This window comes from Streptococcus suis YS56 (assembly GCF_000440115.1).
GTDB lineage: Bacteria > Bacillota > Bacilli > Lactobacillales > Streptococcaceae > Streptococcus > Streptococcus suis_L.
In genome coordinates, this window is the sequence record NZ_ALMY01000083.1 from 1 (window position 1) to 21,100 (window position 21,100).

General features: G+C 39.9%; 10 protein-coding genes and 2 pseudogenes. 3 read left to right on the top strand and 9 right to left on the bottom strand.

Annotated features, from left to right (window positions below):
• Positions 1-11 precede the first annotated feature (11 nt).
• The gene (locus SST62_RS0110490) at positions 12-899 is read left to right on the top strand and encodes a tyrosine-type recombinase/integrase (protein ID WP_029187306.1); all 888 of its coding nucleotides are present in this window, start codon (positions 12-14) and stop codon (positions 897-899) included.
• 44 nt (positions 900-943) lie between these two features.
• Here SST62_RS0110490 and SST62_RS0110495 read toward each other — a convergent pair whose 3' ends face one another.
• The 8 genes and pseudogenes from SST62_RS0110495 to SST62_RS0110530 all read right to left on the bottom strand — a co-directional run bounded on the left by SST62_RS0110495 (position 944) and on the right by SST62_RS0110530 (position 16,630).
• A complete protein-coding gene (locus SST62_RS0110495) occupies positions 944-1,243 on the bottom strand; it encodes a DUF5966 family protein (RefSeq protein WP_029187307.1) in 300 nt (99 codons plus the stop codon).
• A gap of 13 nt (positions 1,244-1,256) precedes the next feature.
• Positions 1,257-1,556, bottom strand: a complete 300-nt coding sequence (locus SST62_RS0110500) for a DUF5962 family protein (RefSeq protein WP_029187308.1) — start codon at positions 1,554-1,556, stop codon at positions 1,257-1,259.
• A gap of 70 nt (positions 1,557-1,626) precedes the next feature.
• Positions 1,627-2,574: pseudogene (locus tag SST62_RS0110505) on the bottom strand (hypothetical protein); the annotation flags it as partial.
• Positions 2,575-2,678: 104 nt separating this feature from the next.
• On the bottom strand, positions 2,679-4,490 hold the full coding sequence (gene ltrA, locus SST62_RS0110510) for a group II intron reverse transcriptase/maturase (protein WP_002936434.1): 1,812 nt from the start codon (positions 4,488-4,490) through the stop codon (positions 2,679-2,681).
• Positions 4,491-5,054: 564 nt separating this feature from the next.
• Positions 5,055-10,958, bottom strand: coding sequence for an SNF2-related protein (locus SST62_RS0110515; protein ID WP_029187310.1), 5,904 nt, complete (start codon positions 10,956-10,958; stop codon positions 5,055-5,057).
• A gap of 50 nt (positions 10,959-11,008) precedes the next feature.
• On the bottom strand, positions 11,009-11,560 hold the full coding sequence (locus SST62_RS0110520) for a hypothetical protein (RefSeq protein ID WP_029187311.1): 552 nt from the start codon (positions 11,558-11,560) through the stop codon (positions 11,009-11,011).
• Positions 11,544-11,735: a thrombospondin type 3 repeat-containing protein gene (locus SST62_RS0110525; protein ID WP_029187312.1), complete on the bottom strand. Its 192-nt coding sequence runs from the start codon at positions 11,733-11,735 to the stop codon at positions 11,544-11,546. Before SST62_RS0110525 ends, SST62_RS0110520 begins: the two co-directional genes overlap by 17 nt.
• The gene (locus tag SST62_RS0110530; RefSeq protein ID WP_029187313.1) at positions 11,732-16,630 is read right to left on the bottom strand and encodes an SspB-related isopeptide-forming adhesin; all 4,899 of its coding nucleotides are present in this window, start codon (positions 16,628-16,630) and stop codon (positions 11,732-11,734) included. The genes SST62_RS0110525 and SST62_RS0110530 overlap by 4 nt, the downstream gene beginning before the upstream one ends.
• Positions 16,631-16,801: 171 nt before the next feature.
• Here SST62_RS0110530 and SST62_RS0110535 point away from each other — a divergent pair, with 171 nt between their 5' ends.
• Together SST62_RS0110535 and SST62_RS0110540 are read left to right on the top strand one after the other, a co-directional pair.
• A complete protein-coding gene (locus SST62_RS0110535) occupies positions 16,802-17,392 on the top strand; it encodes a type IV toxin-antitoxin system AbiEi family antitoxin domain-containing protein (protein WP_029187314.1) in 591 nt (196 codons plus the stop codon).
• Positions 17,389-18,234: a nucleotidyl transferase AbiEii/AbiGii toxin family protein gene (locus SST62_RS0110540; protein WP_029187315.1), complete on the top strand. Its 846-nt coding sequence runs from the start codon at positions 17,389-17,391 to the stop codon at positions 18,232-18,234. Before SST62_RS0110535 ends, SST62_RS0110540 begins: the two co-directional genes overlap by 4 nt.
• 62 nt (positions 18,235-18,296) lie before the next feature.
• Here the strand turns inward: SST62_RS0110540 and SST62_RS01000000111770 are convergent.
• Positions 18,297-21,099 (bottom strand): annotated as a pseudogene (locus tag SST62_RS01000000111770) (phage tail tip lysozyme).
• Position 21,100 lies beyond the last annotated feature (1 nt).

A 21,100-nucleotide genomic window follows, 5' to 3' on the forward strand; every position in this document is an offset into this window, starting at 1 on the left:
AGGAGATTATCATGGATTATACTATTATTTCTAACTACTTGGATTATTGTAAAACTCATAAACGCTTGAGTACACACACCCTGCGTGCTTATAAAAATGATTTAATGCAATTTTACAATTCCAATAACGAATGTGTGGTAAGTTATATTGAAGGTTTAACAAATTCAAACTTAAAGACTAGTACTTTACGGAGAAAAATCGCAAGTTTAAAAGTGTTCTATGGCTATCTTCAATTGAAAAATGTTATTACCGACAATCCCTTTGATCAATTACGATTTCAATTTCGAGCAGAAAAAACTTTGCCTAAGACAATCCCTCATGATAGTTTAAAAATCCTATATACCTATCTACAAAAGAAGATTATCTCAGCCAAAACTATTTATCAAAAACAGAAAGCTGAAAGAAATTTGTTAATTGTCTCCTTATTGCTTTCTACCGGCATTCGGATTTCTGAACTGTGTCATATTCGAATCAAAGATATCAATCTAACGGAACAAACACTCCAAATTCTAGGAAAAGGTAAAAAAGAGCGTATGATTTTTATTGGGGATGAACGAACTTTTCAGTTATTAAAAGCTTATATCACTTATTATTGCAATCATACAGACGATTTTTTATTTCCCGGAAAATCTCCACAAAAACCACTGACAGAACAAAGTGTTCGCTTGCTTCTAAAAACAGCCAAAACACAAACCAGACTCACTACAACTATTACACCTCATATGTTTCGTCACAGCTTTGCTACGATGTTATTAGATAATGATGTCGATATTCGGTACATCCAGCAGATACTTGGACACAGTTCTATTTCGATTACTCAGATATATACACACGTATCACAATCAAGACAAAAAGAGATACTAAGTTCCTGTAACCCAATTTCATCTGTCTACACTTAATCAAAAACATACAAAAATAAAAGACTACCTAAAATCAGGTAGCCCTATTTGTATCCCATCATTCTACTTTTCACGATGTCGGTCATAAGTCCAAGCACTAGCAGAATATTCAAAACAATAAAAAATCCTGTAAAACTCCAAATACCATTGGTGGCTAAATCTTCTGTATAGAGATACCTTTCCGTAAAGAATAGGTAAATTCCATATATTTCAATAAAGACTAATCCACTGATGAGTCCGATAAGAAATAAAGCACCTGAAACTTTCACAATCCGATAAAGGACAAACAACATCAGTCCTATTGCTGCGATAATCAAAAGGCTTTGTAGAATTTGTTCCAACATCTTACACCTCCTTCTAGGCTAATTGCTTGCGATAATAGTCAGCCTGTTCCTGGTCAAGTTCATCAAGTTGGGCAACCAAGTCAAGGTATTCCGCTTTCGTTACCTCATCTAAGCTTGGAAAATCATTCTCACGACTTGTGATGATGAGTTCCAGCTGTCCAGTGATTTCACGCTTTGAGAAGCTATAATCAAGCGTTTCATCTTCATACTGTTCCTTTAAGCTTTGGTAGTTGCTTCTATCCTCTGGACTTGTAAAGCCTTGTGCCACCCATTCTTCAAGTTGATAACGCATTTCTTCTAGTGTTTGAGCCATGATCTATTCTCCTTTTGTGATTTCTTGCCTTCATTTTACCGCGTTCAATATCATTTGTCAGCCTTTTTTCTTATATCTCGAGTGCCATTTGTTGCTCCTTTTGTGGTGTTGTATCTTCACTAAACTTGGCCAAAGTCGCATCTATCTCCTCAATCTCTGCTTCTTTTTCAACCAAGGGAGCTAAAACATCATACTTAGCCTTTACAAGCTGATAATCTTCTTCCTTGGGAAAAACTTTTTCAACTTCTACTTTGGCTACTCGTAGCTTATCTTTTAAATCCTTTACCAGCTCTTGCGTCTTTTCTTGGTCATCTATAATATGGTCAATGGCATTGCTAATCCGTTGAATGGTTCCCAGGTCTGATTTCAAATCAAGAGCGACTGTATATTGGTTATCACCTACAATCGTTAAAGAGACGGTCTCTGGTAAGGGCTCACTAGGACCTCGTGTAGTCATTTTTAAGTCAAATCCTCTAAAGCTTGCAAGTGTTCTGACTTCCTTGGTCTCTGAGCGGTTATAGGTAATGAGTTTTCGCAGATAGTCCCCTGCTTCTGCACGATTATCCATTTTCTGATTATCAAATCTCATGACAAAATCTTGCGACTTTGTTACCAAAGATTGGGCAATATCTTTATCATATTGACTCAACCGTTTTTCCATAATAGGGAGGTGCTTCTCGCAATAGGAAACAGTGTGACGGTATTCATCTTTTGAACGGTTAAAGGCTCGCTTTTGATTTTCTAACACTGTCAGTTCATTTTCCAATTCCATTTTGAGTTTGAGATAGGGATTACCAGTGGCTAAAGCCTTAAAGTCTGAGGCGGTCATGGTTTGTTCATCAATATCATCTGCTGATCTCACAGGATCTTTTGAGGTCATAATTTGCGTGATGTACTTGAGCTTATTCTCCTGAGTTTGCCAGAGGTAGTTGTCAAAACTCCCTTTAGTAATATAGTGATAAATGTCTACTTCTTGGTGCTGGTTTCCCTGACGAATCAGCCGACCATTTCGCTGTAGGCTAAGTACCCAGCGCCTTACCGTATTACTACGGCAGTTTTCCAAATACTCGCCCCCGAACCGTACGTACACCTTTCAATGTATACGGCTCTCCATTTATAAACTCAATCTAACTTGCCATAATGTAATTTCTTATGGCAATCTTTACACAATGCTATTGTTTTCCGTTGTCTAGAAATCATCAAACGTTCCCAAAAAGTCTTTTTCTTTAAATCCTTGAGTTTTCTCACATGATGAATTTCAATGAGACTATTGGTAGCTTGACAGTACTCACAACGGTTTGCTTTTAATCTATCAATTAAATTGGTTCGGCTAAAATATTTTGCCGTGTTTGGTAAATTATCATTTTCTAGGAAAGATTTCTTTTGACGTTTAAAGCCTCCATTATAGAAATAACGGGTCATTGTATCTCCTTTACGTCCAATATACTGTATCCTGAATTGACCATCCTTTTTATATTTACGGATGATGTGAGATTTAGTCGTACGATACTTGGTCGCATAGGTTTTATACATGCTATATTCCATAATATACTTAAAGCGATGGAGGATAGAACTGTTGTTAGCGATACAATAATAGTTATAAAAACCTCTTATTTCTGCATTGTAGCGTTCTAAAATCTCTAAATCATCACAGTCTTTCATAAAATAACGAGCTGTTGGTTTCCAAACTTCGTGACCTCTATGATATGTCATTTTCATAGCCCCATAGGACAGTAATCTATCTCGAATCGTTTCAATAGAAACCTCTAAAACCAATCTACCTGTATAATTTCTGACCAATCGTCCTGACGAATCACGTTTGGCTAAATTGGATTGGCGAATGTACAGATGATAACCCAGAAACCTCGCTTTATCTCTTGCATTGGTAATCAGGGTTTTCTCTTCAGAGAGTTCCAATTTGAGAACCGTTTCCAAATAGTCCTTAATGTCTGCTTTAATACGACGAGCGTCCTCTTTACTTCCAATCACACCACAGATAAAATCATCTGCATATCGGGTATAGGTTAGACGCTTAAAACTACTATCCATAGGGTCGCTATGAGGAATCAATACTCTTTCTTTTTCTAATTGACGAATACGTTGAATGGCTTCTTGGCGTTGGTTTTCCGTCGAAGTACACTCTAGTGTTCTTCTTGCTTTTCCCAGTGCAATCTCATTTTGGCGATATTCTGGGGTGCGTTTACGGTATTTCCCTTCACAGAAGTTCTTCACATAATCTGTCATATATTTATCAAACTTATCCAAATAGATATTGGCTAGAATTGGACTGATTATTCCTCCTTGTGGAGTTCCTGAGTAGGTTTTGTAGAATTTCCAATCTTCCACATATCCTGCATTGAGAAATTTACGAATCAGGCGTAAGAAACGCTCATCCGTAATTCTTTCTCGTAGAATTTGAATTATCACATCGTGGTTGATATTATCAAAAAACGATTTGATATCTCCTTCAATAAACCACTTTACTCCTGTATAGGTTTTCTGAATTTGAGTAAGTGCTGAATGACAGCTTTTATTCGGACGAAAACCATGGGAAGAGGATTCAAATTGTCCCTCGTAGATGGATTCCAAAATCATTTTGATAACCTGTTGTAAGAGCTTATCATCAAATGATGGAATACCTAGTGGACGTGGCTTCCCATTCTTTTTAGGAATATAGGTTCGTCTTGATGGATGTGGCTGATAAGATTCATCTTTCAGGGAATCAATCAATTGGTCAATTCTAGCCATACTCATACCATCAATCGTCAACTCATCTACTCCAGGTGTCATGTGTCCTGGGTTAGCGTAAATCGTTTGATAGGCAACTAAGTACATTTCTTTGTTGTAAAGTAAGCGATAAAGTCGCTCAAATTGATAGTTTTTATCTTTACTGTGTTTTGTTAGATTGTTTAACACATTTTGAGGATTTCTCATGGTGTCTCACACACCTTCCTTTCCATAATGTTAATGTTATAAACTGTTCCCCTTCGCCATGTACGTGCCATTAACACGCTCGAACTACTACGGGAACTCCGTTACCTTATCAAATATTCATAAACCTGATGTTTAATAGCTTTTACAAGCATTTTGACTTAGGTAATCTCCGTTTAGCTGGTATAGTAACATAGCTTGATAATTTCATCGGATAGGACGTTCATCTGTTTTCATTTACTATGAATACGCTATGGAATCCCTTTGCTTCACTACCTCGAACAGTGATAATGAAGTTCCATAGTATGAGGGTTTTAGTTATCTTACCTCACAGTCCCGACACAGACCGTTTAGACTATCCTTCAATCAGTTTAGATTTTATCCTTATAATTATCTCAGTAACAACTGTTACATTGTCATCTCCTCATTCAGTCGTGATGTGATAACTCATCAACTTATGAGTTTCCCAACGTGCTTTGTTCCCTGATATTTGGTTTCCCTCACAGGTCAGTTGGGTGATGATAGGCATTAAGGTCACGCCTACTACTTTGCCAAAAAGTAGATTTACTATACCGCCTTTACGGACGCACGGACAATATCTGAGGGACGCCAAGGAACATCTAAGTGGTGGACAGCTTTCATGCGTGATTGCACGTTTAGCCCCGTTCCACCTTTTTCAGTCGAAGCCATGAGAATCCGCACTTCACCACTATTGACCTTTCGTGAGAGAGAATTTTTCTTCTCATCAGTATTGGCATCATGCACAAAGGCAATTTCTTCTTTGGGTATCCCTCGATCGACTAGTAAGTCCTTAAGTTCATTGTAGACATCAAAGCCCTCTTCCTTACTTTTAGGGGTTCCGATATCAGAGAAAATCATCTGAGTGGCTTTGTCTTCAGCTCCTTCACGGTAAATCCGCTCGACATTATCGACCACTTGAAGGATTTTCTGATTATCCGATAAGGAATAAGCAGGGTCAATCAACCGCATATCAATAGCTAGTTTTCTAGCTTCCCCGGTTATCTTTAACATATTATCTCTACTTGGGTCAACACTACCTGACTTGATAGCGTCTGAACGCTCTACCAGTTCTTCTAAATAGTATTTCTGAGCCTCTGTTAATTCACTTTCTACCGCAATAATCTTAGCTTCAGGAACGGGTAAATCAAGCATGTCTGATGTCTGAATATCAGCAGTTTCCTTGTAGATTCGCATGAGTTCAGGCAAATTGACAAATTTCTTGAACCGTTTCTTAGGTTGGTATTTATCACCTGTCGGGGCTAGTTCCATAGAGTTTTCGATATTCCCAAAAGCCCCAACCCATGAGTCAAAATTGGATACCTGATATCGTTCCAAAACATCGGGCTGAATGTAATTCATCATGGTGAAAAGTTCACTGATGGAGTTAGAAACTGGTGTTCCTGTCGCAAAAACGACATTTCTATCTCCATGTTCTGCCTGAACTTGTCTCACCTTCATCTCCATATCTACGTTCTTTTTTGAAGTGGTGTTGGTAATGCCAGCGACATTTCCAAGTCCAGTAATTGGACGAATATTCTTGAAGTGATGAGCCTCATCCACAAAGAGAAAATCAATGCCAAGATTTTCAAATTCAATAAAGGTATCTCGCTCTAGTTTTTGGAGTTCTTCCAACTGGTGCTCCAATCCCTTAATCGAACGCTCCGCTTCTTTGACCGTATAATCAGAATCACTTCCTAGTTTGATTTCTCTGAGTTGCTCCAGCTTGTCATTGATATAGGTGACCTGTTTCTCTCGACTCATCGGTATTTTCTCAAATTGTGAATCCCCAATGACAATGGCATCATAATCCCCTGTAATAATCCTAGACACAAACTGCTTGCGTTTGGCTTTGGCAAAGTCTTTCTTAGTAGTCACATAGACTTTCTTGGTAGGGAAAAATTTCATGATTTCTTGACCAAACTGAGCAGTCAGACTAGACGGCACCACATAAAGTGGTTTATGTACCATTCCGAGTTCTTTCAGTTTGAATCCTGCCCCAAGCATGGTCAAGGTTTTTCCAGACCCCACCTCGTGGGCTAGTAGGGCACGTTTTTCTTCTACAATCCGTTGAATGGCATTCTTTTGGTGAGGACGTAAGGAGATATTCTGGGCAAGTCCATCAATGGTTAAATGGCTACCATCATAGGACTTTGATACCGTACGATTATAGAGACTGTTATAGGTGTCTTCAATCATCTGTTGGACTTCTGGATATCTTGCTACAAAATCTTGAAAGAGTTCTTGTAGGTGTGTTTCCTTGGCACGCAGAACCGTTGTTTTCTCCACATCCGTCACATTCTTTTTCTTATCCCCTTCGACAACTTGTTTTGTAATGGTTGGTTGATTGGAATTCAGGAGGTTTTCAAAGATTTTACGACCACTATCATAGCGTGAAGCAGGGACACCTAGACTCCTATCCGTTGCGTTGGAATAAGTGTAGGCAAACTTTGATTGGTAAGTAATAACTCCATCAATGGGACTGACTTCAAGGACAGTCACCACTTCTTGGTCAGAGAGGTCAAAAGCTTTTCCCATAAAGGTTTCTTGGGCAAATTTTCCGTAAACAGACAAGGGAATCCAGCGTGAACCAATCCGATAATCAATGTCTGCCAAGGTAATACGTGCTGGTTTAACCGCTTCTAGAAGTCCTGCATAATGCGTCCAGTTAAAGTCACGATTGTCTTGTTTGACGAGTAGGTACACCACTTCTAACTTGCTAACTACATCACCGGACAGAAAGTCTTGGCGAGAAACATAAGTCAACTCACCTCTCAAATACATTTCTGGATCTGGCATAATATAGTCCCCTAATTCCTCGATTAAAACTGCCTTAGAATCAACCTGATAAATGGACATCATATAAGCAAAATCAACACCACGACCGTCTGCTAAACTGGAATTTAAGGCATCAAGGGCAGTATGTACCTTTTTAACCTCTTTTTCAGGACGCACCAGAGCCTTTTCAAAGGCAAGGGATTTAGTATAGATAACAGACTTTCCACTTGGATCTAGACTTTCATCTTCCAAACTAGCAAGAAGCGAATACTTATCATCACTATCAAAAAGATTGCGGTTCACTGCACTATTCAAATACCCATAGCGTTTGACAAAGCTATCATAGGTACGATTGAGTTTGCCTAACAAGTGGTTAAAGCTCTCCTTGTCATAATCATAATAGCGTTGAATGGCAATAACTTCTTGGTAGGCATTGCCAATATCGACCATTCCTTTGATTCGTGCCACTTCTTTCTCAGACAAAGGAGCTTCATAGAAAACTGTCTTTTTATAATATCCCTTAAACTGACCACGTTTGGCTGCATCATCGGTCACATAAACATCCAGAGCAGTGCTATCTGTGACTTCTAAGCTATTAAATCTATCAATCTGTTTTTGGGAATGTTTGGTGTCCCATGCTTTAAAGTTGCCTTCTTCATCGACATAGTAACTGATTTCTTCCGTCTTGGACCCCACTCGAATGCCTTTATTGTCTCGATAGTAGACCGTAGAACCCTGATAACCAAAACTGTACTGACCTAGATTCTCCCTCATTTCAGCTGGAATGGAGGTATCAATGACTTGTTTGGTCAACACATTTGGGTTAATGATGATTTCATTTCTATCAATCTCCCTTGGGGCTTTTACTTGATGTAGAGCAGTTTGAACACTTGCGATGAGGTTGTCACTAGTCCCCTTAACAGAAAGTGTTCCGCCGTTAAAATTTCTGACCTCATAGGTTCCTAGCACTTGGCTATTGTATTCTCCATCAAAGTAAGGATTGAGCCAAATGCGACTATCCTTGTCATAACGAATGGAACCTGAAAAGGCTAGTTCATCTGAAACATATCCCTTGTCCAAGTGTTTCTGAAAGAACAACATATCAGTTGTGACAGTGGTTCCTGCAATGGCCTTAAAGGCGGTATCAGGCAAGCGAACCCCTCCAAGAAAGTCAGTTGTCTCACGAATATCTTGTAAAATGTTTTCGGTTCGCTTATCCATGGTTCCTGTTGAAGAGATAATGGCTACTTGCCCACCATCATGCACCAAATCAAGGGATTTTTTAACAAAATAGTCATGAATCATATAAGGCTTATCGTACTTGTTATCCGCGATCCGAATATTGGCAAATGGCACATTTGAAATTACCAAATCAAAACTATCATCATTAAAAGCAACTGTCTCAAATCCTTTGACCTCAATATGGCTATTCGGGTGAAGGTGCTTGGCAATGGCTCCTGTAATGGTATCTAACTCCACACCATACAGCTCACTTTTATCTCTCAAATGTGTTGGCATAGCCGCAAAGAAATTCCCTGTTCCCATGGAAGGGTCTAGGATTTTTCCGCCTGTAAAACCATCTCTTTCCAACTTATCCCACATCTGACGGATAAGGGCAGGGTCTGTGTAATAGGCTGTCAAGGAGGACTGTTTCATATCGGAATACTCTTTATCAGTGACTAAGCATTTCAGTTCTTCTCGTTCCTTAGAAAATTTTGGATTATAGTCATCAAAGAAATCATTGGCAAGTCCACCCCAGCCTACATACTTGGCAAGGAGTTCTTGTTCACTTGGATTTGCCTGACGGCGTTCCGTTTCAAGTGTTTTAACCAAACGAATAGCCGCAATGTTTGTCTCAACCTTATCTCTAGCAGTCTTAGGATAAAAGTCCGTCATATCTTCTGGAAAATAAAAGTTCGTTACTGGAATCTCTGGAATTGATTCGACTACTTCCTCTTCAGGAATTTGACTATCTGATTCTTCAAGATCAGTATCGTTATGACCTTTTTCTGAACCATCTGGTTCCAATAGTCCAATACTCTGAACTGGCTCCTCTTCCAGAAATGAAAAAAGGTTTAATTCTTGGTCCGCTTCTTCTATCTCTGTTTGTGGTTCTGCCATTGGCTGATGAAGTGTCTGACTGACTTCTTCCCAGGTCCTCAAATAAAGAACTGGATTTTGTTCAATGATATCCGAAAAGTCATTGACTAACTCAATCCGAATCAAACCGTTCAATCGAGCATCGCTGACCGACACGACCTCAAAGTCCTGTCCCTTATAGGAAACCAATGCCCCCAGAGGGTAAGTGTCCAATACTCTCTGAACCAGTGGATTTTCCGCAAATTCTTCATCAACCACTACTTTCGTCTCAGCTTTCTCTAGCTTGTTCTTCCAATCTCTGAGGGTTAAATCTGGCTGATTGCCTTTATCTTTTTCAAATTGCTCCGCGTCTTCTCTGCTAAGTTCTTGGTGTAAAATGGCATAAGCAACCTGTCGCAGCTCTTCAATGGAAAGCTGGCTACCAAAGAAAAATTCAATTTTTTCATGACTCAATCCCATTTGGAGTAGTTCTGTCACAAGGGCTAGTTGAGTTACAGATGCATTTGGATAGCCACCTAATAAAGCAAGGTCTGCATTTTTCAAACGAAAACGACCTGCGGCATCCAATAAAATACCGATTTGGTCAGGGTCAAACTGAGATAAATCAATCCCTACCTGAGTCAATTTTTCTTGATTTTCTACCCTAATGGCTTGTCCAATTTTTTCTAATTCCTTTTCCTCAACTTGAGTCAAGGTCCGTTTCAGCTCATAGAGGCTGCCATCAGCCTCTAGATAGGTAAGTAACTCTTCTCCTTCAAAGACTGGTGTCATTTCCATTTCAGTGTCAAAATCACCTCGTCTAAAACTTGGGGCTTTGGAACGTTCATTTCGAATTTGGTCAAAATATGTTAGTATCTCAAATTTACGTCGTAAAGATAACTCTTCATAAGCTGGCAGATGACTTGTTTTTCCTGTTTGAACGTCTAGTTGAGACAAATCTACATCCAAACTGGCAATAACCAGAGAGCCCTCTTCTCGAAAAGCTATTGCCTGATTTACAGTTACTTCTGACTTATCAATCATTTCTTCTTGTTCTTGAAAAGTTTCATCAACTCTTGTTTCTAACTCAGGTTGGTAGGTCAAGAGAAACTGTTCAATATCCCGACTGATGCGATCTGCTAAATTATTGGCGACACGGTACACATTGACCAGATTAGCTCCCTTCCCTTTTTCTAGCAGAGAAGCCGTCGAAATGGTTTGGTAGTGACCATTGGAATCCAATAGTTGAAAACGTGTGGCAAGATTGAACATGGCCACTTCAATCACCAAGTCTTTTTCAGACGGCGATAATTTATCAAGTTTTTGGAGACCCTTATGACCGAATACTTGAGTATAAGTCAACAGGTCATGAGCAGTATCATAAGGACTAGCCTGTACAAAAGCTGAAACGTCCGTCTCAAAATGAAGTACCTGAACAGGGCTTTGGACTTCCTTTCTATTCACAATAAATTCTTGGATAAGGCTATCCCAATCCTCATCAAAGTGGTTTGCTTGGTAATACAAAAATGCTTCAAGCATGGCTCTGTTACGAGGAATGGTAGCCCGCAACATCTGTAGTAAAACTTCTTGATTCATTCGTTCCTCCCATCAAAAAAGAGCTGAGATTCTATTCTCAGCCCTTCGTTTTAGTCTAGGACCAAGGCTCGTTGGTCTTTTTCTTGTGGCATACCTTTCATCAAAGTCGCCACATAGTGTTGTAAGAAATGACTTTTCTGGTCTAGTAACTCTTTCTGCAAAGCTAGGTGAACCAAGTCGCCAAAATAATCCTGACTGGAAATGGCTAAGTCCTGTTGAATCATAGCCTGTAAGGTTTCAAGACCGATTAAGGAATAGTCTTCACTATCCAAAATTTCATATTGATCCATCGTGTCAAAAAGACTATTCGAAGACATGACATCCATGATAAAACTAGTGCCCTCGCCTGTGCCATACAATTTTTCAAGAATATCCGTAATATCTGCTTGCACCTCATCCTGGTAATCATCCACTTTGACTCTTAGTTCATCGCTAACCAAGGACAAGTCATCTTTATCCATATAATCTTGATAAACTTGATTGAGGATTGTTCTATCAGAGATACTTAGTTCCAAAGAGAGAAAGGCCTTGATAAATTCTTGGTAATCGACCTTTTCCATTTCAGATAAAGCTTGTTTCATGGTGTCAAAGTTCCAAACCATCACACAACTCCTTTTGTGGAACTAGAGAAGATTGTCCAGCTTGTAACTCCTCCAAATCAGAATGACCATCACCATCCGTGTCAATAGCATATGGATTAGTTCCTAAAGCTAGTTCCTGAGCGTCAGTCAGACCATCTTGGTCTGAATCCTTTTCATAAATTGTTTTTGGATTCATCTATTCTCCTCCTTTTTCTTCAGTCCATATGCCGTACCAAGTAGAATACCAGCTCCAATCAAGCCCAAAAGGGATTCCTGTTCCCCTGTATTTGGCAAAACGCTTGCTGGAACAGGTGGTTCATGTATCTCAATCGGTGGTTGAGGTGGGGTAGGTTGATTTGGACTTGGTTCTTCAGGTTTACGTGTATGTGTTACAACTGTATTTGAGCTGATGACATAGCCATTCACTGTATGGAGATAGGTATTCTCCACCTGACCAGTCGCAATCCGTTTCATCTGAAGGTAAACATCTGCCTGAAAGGCTGAATCATCAGAGATAGTCTCTAAGAAGGATTTATCAAATGAAATTGACACGAGGCCATTTTCTGTATCTACCTGTTGCAAGGTGTATTTCGTGACTTCTGTCCCCTCTTTTAAGACAGAACCGTCTTTGAGGATGACATCCGTCAACAGATAGCTGCGATAAACACCACTATACTCATCATGCTTTTCATCATAGTTATCTTCAAAACCATATTCAAATAAATCAGTCGCACGATTGCTTGGAATCATCGCTCCAACCAAGCGATAGTTAAAGGTTTGATGCAAGGCCACTTCTTTCCCGTCAAGGCTGGCATCTTTATGAGACAAGTCAATCACCACATCTTTTTGTGGGTCTAATTTTGGAACATTATTAACCACTGTTTCCGTGACATAGGCCAAGCCAAAATCAATCTGATAGGCTGTATTTTCATACTGACCACCTGTTTTGGTCAACTCATTTTTTACCGTCATCGGAAGCGTGACAACTAAGGTTTGACCAGTCTTCACATAGGTCTCATAAAAGGCTTTTGGATCATCGCTACTAAGAACTTGAATGGCTCCTTTAGGTGTAAACTGACGTTTAGCCATGGCGTCTTGAACAACTTTCGGAGCTTCTGACAAACTAGCGTAGGTGCTGACAGAGATACCCGATACAAGATTGCCAGCCTTATCCAAAACTTGAATGCCATCAGGATTTAGGGTAAGGGCTTCTTCTGGGTAATCGTCTACCATGTAAAATCCCTTGGCAAGAACATCATCCGTCACGACCATGTCCTTGTATTGACTGTAATCCAAGACAATTTTGTAATAATTGACCGTATTCGGAAGAACAGTCCTTCCATCAATTGAAATACCTTCTTGATTGGTATTAGACTTATGCGGAGTTACTTTAGGGACAAAATTGGTCACCGTGTTGGTTTCATAGGCTTGCCCAAAGTCCACCTGATAAGCCACGTTTTCATAAGACTTCCCTGAATTAAGCATGGTTTCCAAAACCATCATCGGAGTGACAATGGTAATATTCTCCCCCTTGGTCACATAAGATTCAAAAAAGGCTTGTGGGTCCTCAGGCATGAAAACTTGAAAAGCTCCTTTAGGCTGAATTTTTTGTTTCGAAAGGGCTGCTTGTAGCGTTTTAGGAGCTTCTGATAATTGAGAATAAGCCTTCACCGTGATTCCTGAAACTGTTTTGCCATCAGATGTGACAAACTGAATAGCTGCTTCATCCGGCAATAAAGCTTCTTCTGGATAATCATCCACAAAGTAAAAACCTTGTGCAATCTGAGAGTTGTCTGCTTTAATCCCTCGGTATTGGTCCAAATCCCATGAGAGAGTATAGTGATTTTGAGTTCCCACTAGCATGGGCTTCCCATTGATGTCCACTTTGTCTTTATTGAGGTTTTGTTTCTTGGGTTCTGGAGAAACAAGCGTGTTAGTCACTTCCTTGGTTTCATAGCCATTGCCGAAATCAACTTGATAAGCCTTGTTTGTATAGGTCTTTGTCTGACCATAGAGACTATCTTTCACCGTCATTTTGGTCAAAAGAGCTAAAGAAGTTCCTGTTTGAACATACTGGTCATAAAAGGCTTGGTTGTCATCCGGCAAAAAGACTTGAAAGGCACCTGTCGGTGTAATCTTGGCACGAGCTAATTTATCTTGAAGGTCTTTAGGAGCTTCATTTAGTGAAGCATATGTTTTGACCGTTATGCCTGATACCTTCTGACCATCAAGCGTTGTGATAGCCGTGCCATTTTCCACCACATCAAGCACTTCCTCTGGGTAATCGTCCACAAAGAAGAAGCCTCGTGCAATTGTCTCTTTAGCAGAACGTTCTCCCTGATACTGGTCCAAATCCCAAATCAATCGGTAGTGGTTGGTTGTACCAAGGGCTACGACCGTATCGTTAATGAGAACACCATCCGCATTTTCATTGTTTTTATCTGGTGTAATGAGTGTGGTTGTCTCCCCATCACCTGGTGTACGAACCGTTACAACATTTGAAGTGACTGTGTAAGCATTGGTTGTGCCCTTGTTCAAAAGGAGTTTGTAACTATTGGAATAGGTTGCCCCATCATTTTGAACAGAACCATAGAGTTTTGGAGCGGTCAGTTGATAAACCTTGGTTAAATCTTTATTTACCTCCTGCAACAAGTTTTCCTTTGCGGTTAAGGTCACAAAATTCTTAGTCTCATCAAAGCTAAGGACATAGTTTCCATTTTCTTTTTGTGTTGTTTCCTTATCAAACAGGTAACCAGCAGGCAAGTAGTCCTCAAAAATGAGACTAGTCGTTTGAGAACGATTGGACGATAAGGCATCAACTGTTAAGGGATAAATCACCGTTGAATCTTTTGCGACAGTTTTCTCATGAAGATTAGCTTGGTCACTATTGACCACTTCTTTCATAATCTCTGGAGTTGTCGTCAAACGGTATGCATGATAATGGACTGTCGGTGCTTGTGGTGGCGTTGGAAGTTCTTTGGGAGTAGGTTTAACAGGTAAGGTTACTTTAGTCAAGGTCAGACTAGGCTGCACCACTTCTTCCAAAGGCTTTGGAGTAAAGGTTACAGGCTTTTCTGGTGTAAATATTTTAGGCGTAAAGACATCTGGTGTTACCGTAATAGGTTCTGGAATGGGTTCAAGTTCCACCGTTACATGAGGTTTGGGACTATATGGTGTTACTGTACGTGCAACTGGTAGGGTATTTAAGGCGAACCAGTAGGACAAGCCTACATTCTGTGGCATATCGCCTTGCCCAAAGGTGACTGTATAGGTATTTCCTGATGTAACTGTTGAGACAATAGCTCCTTTATAAGCATAACGACTTGATGTGGTATCCCATTCTTCAGGTAAATTCAAATCGCTTGCACGGTTGGAACCCAACGAACGGGCCAGACCTTCATTAGTCACTTGAACGGTTGAGCCATTTATCGGCACAAATTTCCCAGAAGAATCTTTAACATATTCTAAACCAATGTCATTATGATTGAGGGAAGAATGTGTGAAGACACCTGGTTTTTCTTTAGAAAAAGTGACCTGCGTTCCGTCTTCCAAGAAATACTTAGCAACTACACGAAACTCCATCTTGTCTGTTCGCCAGTCACCATTTCCATCATTTCGATAGGCAATGAAGCCCTCGGTAGGATCATTTGGCACAACTAGTTTCACAGCATCGGTTCCAGCTGGCGATACAAGGTTGGTAATAGCGTAAGTCACACGACTAATCTTTTTCCCATCAAATCGTGCATGTTGAAGATTTTGATAGTTAAAACTAAGGGTCTCACCTGTTTTGAAGCTATCATAGACAAAGAATCCAGTTGAATCTAAAATTCTTGAGTAGCCGCCCAGCAAAGCATCGCCAGTTGAAATGATCTGATCAGGATTTCGGGTAATGGCCCCATGTTGCGCTTGGGGTTCACCGTCATTGAGATTGAGGGCTTGAGCAAGGGCTTCAGAAATATAACCTTCTTCACCTTTTGAAATCTCGGCCAAGTCACGTTGATAGCGTTCCAATTCTTTGGCATTATAGGCATCAATCGCTTCATTCTCTTTTCTGGCTGCGGCTTCTTTTTCTTTATTACGTTTTATAATAGCTTCAATCTCGGCTGCACGATCTGAAACGAATTGTTGTTTCTCCTGATTCGCTTGATCTACTGCGGCTTGACCTGCACGGTTTTCAGCATCAACAGCTGCTTGACCAGCCTGATTACGCCTTTCAATGGCTTCATTATCTGCCTTTGCCTTAGCAAGTCCAGCTTCATTTTCTTTTTGAATGGCCTGATTTTTCGCAACAATATCATCTGCCTTGGTTTTCTTTGTTAGATAATCCGCTACAGCTTGTTCGTTAGTTGATTGAATAGTTTCAACAGCCTTGCCATAGTTTGTATAGTCCAGTACAGATGTTCCGTTTCCTGATGAGACTACTTGTTCTTTTACTGTCACATCAGCATCTGCATACCGAGTTTTTAGGTCATTGACTTTAGAATCAACCCAAGCATTTGTCTCTTTACCAGTTTGGTTGGCCTCTTCGTAGGCCTGTGACAGTACCTTATTTTCCTGTTCGATGCGAGCTTTTTCATCCACATAAGCTGCTTTGTCAGCTTTGTAGGTTTCAGTAACTTCATTGATAGCCACAACTTGGTTTTTGGCATCTGCTTCTGCTTTTGAAATTTGTTGGTTGGTTTCTGACGCAGAAGTTATATTTCCCAAATCCATTGGGCTATCTTCAACTGTAGAAACACCTTCAGCCTTGGCCTCTTCAACCGCTTGTGTTACCGTATCATGTGGTACGGTGACAGCAATCGCACCGTTAGATTGTCCAGTTGACCCTAAACTTTCAGTTTGTTCAGATACAGAGGTTGGCTGTGCTTCTGGTAAATTCGTGGCTGGATTTTCCGTTCGTTGAATGGTTGTGTCAACTGATGGTGTCACTTCATCAGCATGTGCAACCGTTCCTCCCCAGGCAACAACAGCGGTCACCATTGTTCCCAGGGCAACCGAACATAGAGTACGGTATTTTTTACTCTTACGAAAGACGTGTTTCTCGCCTTTTTCCTGATTGACAAGAAAGTGATGATTACATGTTTTGGTCATAAATAGTCCTTCTTTTCTTTTTTCTGTAGCAACAAACTGTCACTCTTTCCTCATCATAAAAAAGAAGACTTGATTTTGTTATCACAATCAGTTCAGAGAAAAGAAAATGTTGCTTTTACACTACAAATGTTGTAAAATTATAGTGTAAAAGCAACATAGAAAGGAGTAAGCATGTCAAAAAAAGAGATTCTACTTGAATTTATAGAAAACCACGATGGCATTATCACCTATAAAGATTGTAAAGCACTAAACATTCCAACAATATATTTGACAAGACTAGAAAAAGAAGGAATTCTATACCGCGTCGAAAAAGGAATTTTCCTAACCCAGAATGGAGACTACGACGAATACTACTTCTTTCAGTACCGATATCCAAAAGCTGTTTTCTCATATATCTCAGCGCTTTACCTGCAACAATTTACAGATGAAATTCCTCAATATTTTGACGTAACCATTCCTAGAGGTTACCGTTTTAATACTCCTCCAGCTAATCTGAACATTCATTCCGTTTCTAAGGAAAATAGCGAACTAGGAATTACTCTTGTAAAAACCCCTATGGGAAACGAGGTAAGAGTGTATGATTTCGAACGTATTATCTGTGATTTTGTGATTCATCGAGAAAAAATAGATACTGAGCTTTTTGTCAAAACACTTCAACATTACGGAAACTATCCTAAAAAAAATCTTACAAAACTTTACGAATATGCGACAAAAATGAACACCTTGGACAAGGTCAAACAAACTCTGGAGGTTCTAGTATGAATAAAGCTAAGCTAACAGCACTCTGTCATAAAATATCAAAGAATACTGGATTAACCTTTAATTCCGTGATGACCTATTACTTTCTAGAAGTGATTTTGAAAAAATTAAGTCAGAGTACCTATTCAAATCACTATATCTTCAAAGGAGGATTCCTACTGTCAAATGTTATTGGAGTTGAATCTCGTAGCACGGTTGATATTGATTTTTTGTTCCATCAAATGACACTTTCAGAAGATACTGTAGAGCAGCAACTCAAAGAAATTTTAGCAGATTCAGAAAAAGGTATATCTTTTGTGATTCAATCCATCACAGCTATTAAAGAAAGTGATGACTATGGTGGCTATCGAGCAACAATTTTGTGCCAACTTGAGAATATTAAACAAGTTATTCATTTGGATATTGCGACAGGCGATGTTGTAACTCCCCAGCCGATTACATACGACTATAAAGCTATTTTTGATGAAGATAATTTCCCAATCATTGCTTATACAATTGAAACAATTCTAGCTGAGAAACTTCAAACCATTTATTCACGTAACTTCTTGAACAGCAGAAGCAAAGATTTTTATGATGTTTATATTCTATCAAAACTAAAGAAAGAAGACATTGACTTCATTCAGTTGAAAAATGCCTGTCAGAGAACATTTTCCTATCGCGAAACAGAACTCGATTTTGAAAAGATTATTGACCTACTCGAGAGGTTCAAATCTGACCCTATTCAGAATAAACAATGGCAAAATTACTCGAAAAAATATAGCTATACAAAGGGGATTTCCCTTGCAGATGTTCTTGATGAGATGATTCGTCTCATAACAGTTCTCATTTCTATAAATTCTGATTAATAGTGACCAAAAAATTAAAAAGGATATGCTAACATTTATACATTTTGTTAGCATATCCTTTTTTATTTCGTCGTATAAGCAAAACTCAAGCTACTATCCACCCCAGATAATTTACGAAAGGTGTAGTTGGGATTGCCATTGTAGTTGGTTTCAGAGATAAGGAATGAGCCATCTGGGTAGACTTTTTCGACGAAAGCCACATGTCCGTATTCTGCTGGTGTGCCATGTCCTCCTCCCGCAAATGAGAGTATAGCTCCTGCTTGTGGACTTGTCCCTGTCTCCCCACCGAGACTTGCGGCTGTTCGTACCCAATCTTGGCCATTGCCCATGGTACTGATAATTGGAATCTTCTCACCATTCTTACCTTTGAGTTTTAGACCCAGTTGGTTGATACGGGCTGCGACGCCCCAAGTACATTGGCCGTAGGCATATCCCATACCGTCACCACCTCCTGGAATAGAGTTTTCAAAGAGGTCTCCTCGTACAGCTTCTAAAGATTTTGGATCACTTTGTGCTGTCCCACCGTTGGGTTGACTAAAGCCTTTTTCAATTTGGTAATACCACTCACTTGCTCGTGTCTGACGCTCAAGTAGCTTATCCCCTGAATTTCCTTCCCAGTAAATGAGAAAGAGTTGGGCAAGACTAGCTGGACTTCCTGAATTTTTGAAGAAGTCCTTTAACCAGTTGGTGTAATAAGGACTATCCCCATGCAACATGAAATCCAGTTGTAACCCTAAGTCATACCACTTTAGATTTTTTCCTTTGGCATATTCGAGCAACAAGGTATGTCTGCGTGAACCATCTGCAGTATCTGTCCATTGGCCTAAGCCTAAACCACGTTTGAGAATATTTGGGTAACGTCCATTGTATATAGTTGGACCATTGAGTGAGAGCCAGCCCTCATCATCCCACGAACTGTCTGTTGCACCAATAGGAGGAGATAGATAGTCGCCTTCCGCACGCTTGGGATTAATAGAGGATTCTACCGACCAATTTCCTAAAATGGCCGCGATAGCTTGATTTGTCGCACCTTTGCTTTTGAGATAGTCATAAATAGCCTTTGCTCTCTCGAACTCGTCGCCACCAAATTGACCGATAGTTGGAAGAATGGTGGTCTGAACCTGGATTACTTTTGGAAAGTAGAAAGCTGGATTGACATAGACCAACTTATCCGTGTTATCATCAACCTTTTGATAGGTGACTTTTAGACCCGTTCCGTCTTTGGTTTGACCCATAATGTCTCCTGCCAAGACTTGTTGATGTTCACTCACTCGGCCTGAATGAATGCCAAACAAGGTTAGTTTAGTCTTATTGACTCCCTTACCAGATGTCAAAACAACGTTCTCCCCATCAAGAGATACCTTGCCATCCATCGGAGCCACAATGACTTGACCTTCTTTTGCTTCTAAGATGATATGGTGATGAAGCGTTGGTTTTTCATCAATGACCTCATAACCATATCGGTATAACATACTTAAACTATCTTCATCGGTCTGTCCCTGGAAGGGATTGTCCAATTCTTGAAGGGCTAAATAGTTGCCTTCTTCGGTCAATTCCTTTAGCTCTTCTTGGTCCTCATCTGACAGCTTGTAAGCAGGTTCTTTATACAAGTCAGACATGGATTTAATAGAGTCTCCACCATTTAAGTCCGTCCAGACTTGACTGAGAAATGCTTTGTAGGTCGTACCTCCCGTTTCCATGACATCGTCAAGCTTGTAGTCTTGGTATTGATGATTCATGTAAACCATGACCTCATCAATCTTGGTGTAATAGGTAATCCCTTTTTCGTTAGTTCTCGTATGCTCCGCATCTTCCCACGTCATGTGGGTATAGACCTTGGTCAACTCCATCTCATCTTGTTGAATGGCACTGCTACCTGAGACACTCATGAAAAAGCTCATCATCAAAAGGAGTATCAAGAGAATGCCTGAGACAATCCAAGTCAAAGGATTTCCCGCGATTGCAGAAAAGAAGGTCAGACTTCCCTTAATGGCTTGGACAACCCCCCTTAACTCCTGCTAGACTGTGCTTTCTAGCATGCTTTAAAAAGGTTTGGTAGCGTCTTTGTGGTTTAAGAGGTTTCTGCCGTGTGAATCCTTTTCCCTTTTTGAAGTTTTGGAATCGTTCCTTTCCATGAGCCACTTTCGTCTTTGTAAAACGCACACCAGTCTGTCCGCTTTTCACCGCCACTTTACCTGCTTGATAGGTAAACCTGCCATAGCGTCTGGCTTTCAAACTAGTATCCTTTAAGGTTCTTAGACCATCTAAATCATCATCCTGTGCCACCAAGTCAAGCGATTCAGAGGCAGCTAAGCCTAATACAGCTTTGAACTTGGTGGAGTTTTTCTTAGACTTTTGGACTTTCTTGAGTTGTTTGACTTCACGTTTGGCAGAACTCACTTCTTTTTCTGCACTGAGTCGATCAAATGACTTTTCTTGGTGAAATTGAAAGCGAGACTTCAGGGAAGGATTTTCTTTTTTGAAAGTAAACTTGGGATTAACCGATTTTGACTTTTCACTTAGTTTCACTTCTGACAAATGTTTTCTTGCCATCCGCAAACGCTCTTGAGCTTGCGGAAGTCGATAGTTCTTGATTTCTTTTACCTTCAATAGTCTAGGAGACACATAGGTAATTTCCTTTAGGAACTTCTCTTCTGCTTCCTTTTGGCTACTGTGTAGATTTTCTTTTAACTCTGTTTTCTTTTCCTGAAAAAGAGAATTTTGAGCTGGTTTTCGAAATCGTCCTTTATTAGGAACAGTCTGTTTTAAGGCTCTAACTTCTTTCCGATAATGCATACGAGCTGATTTTAAGTTGCTTCGAAAGTTTTGCCTGGCTTGTTTGACTACCTTTTTATCCTCTTTCATC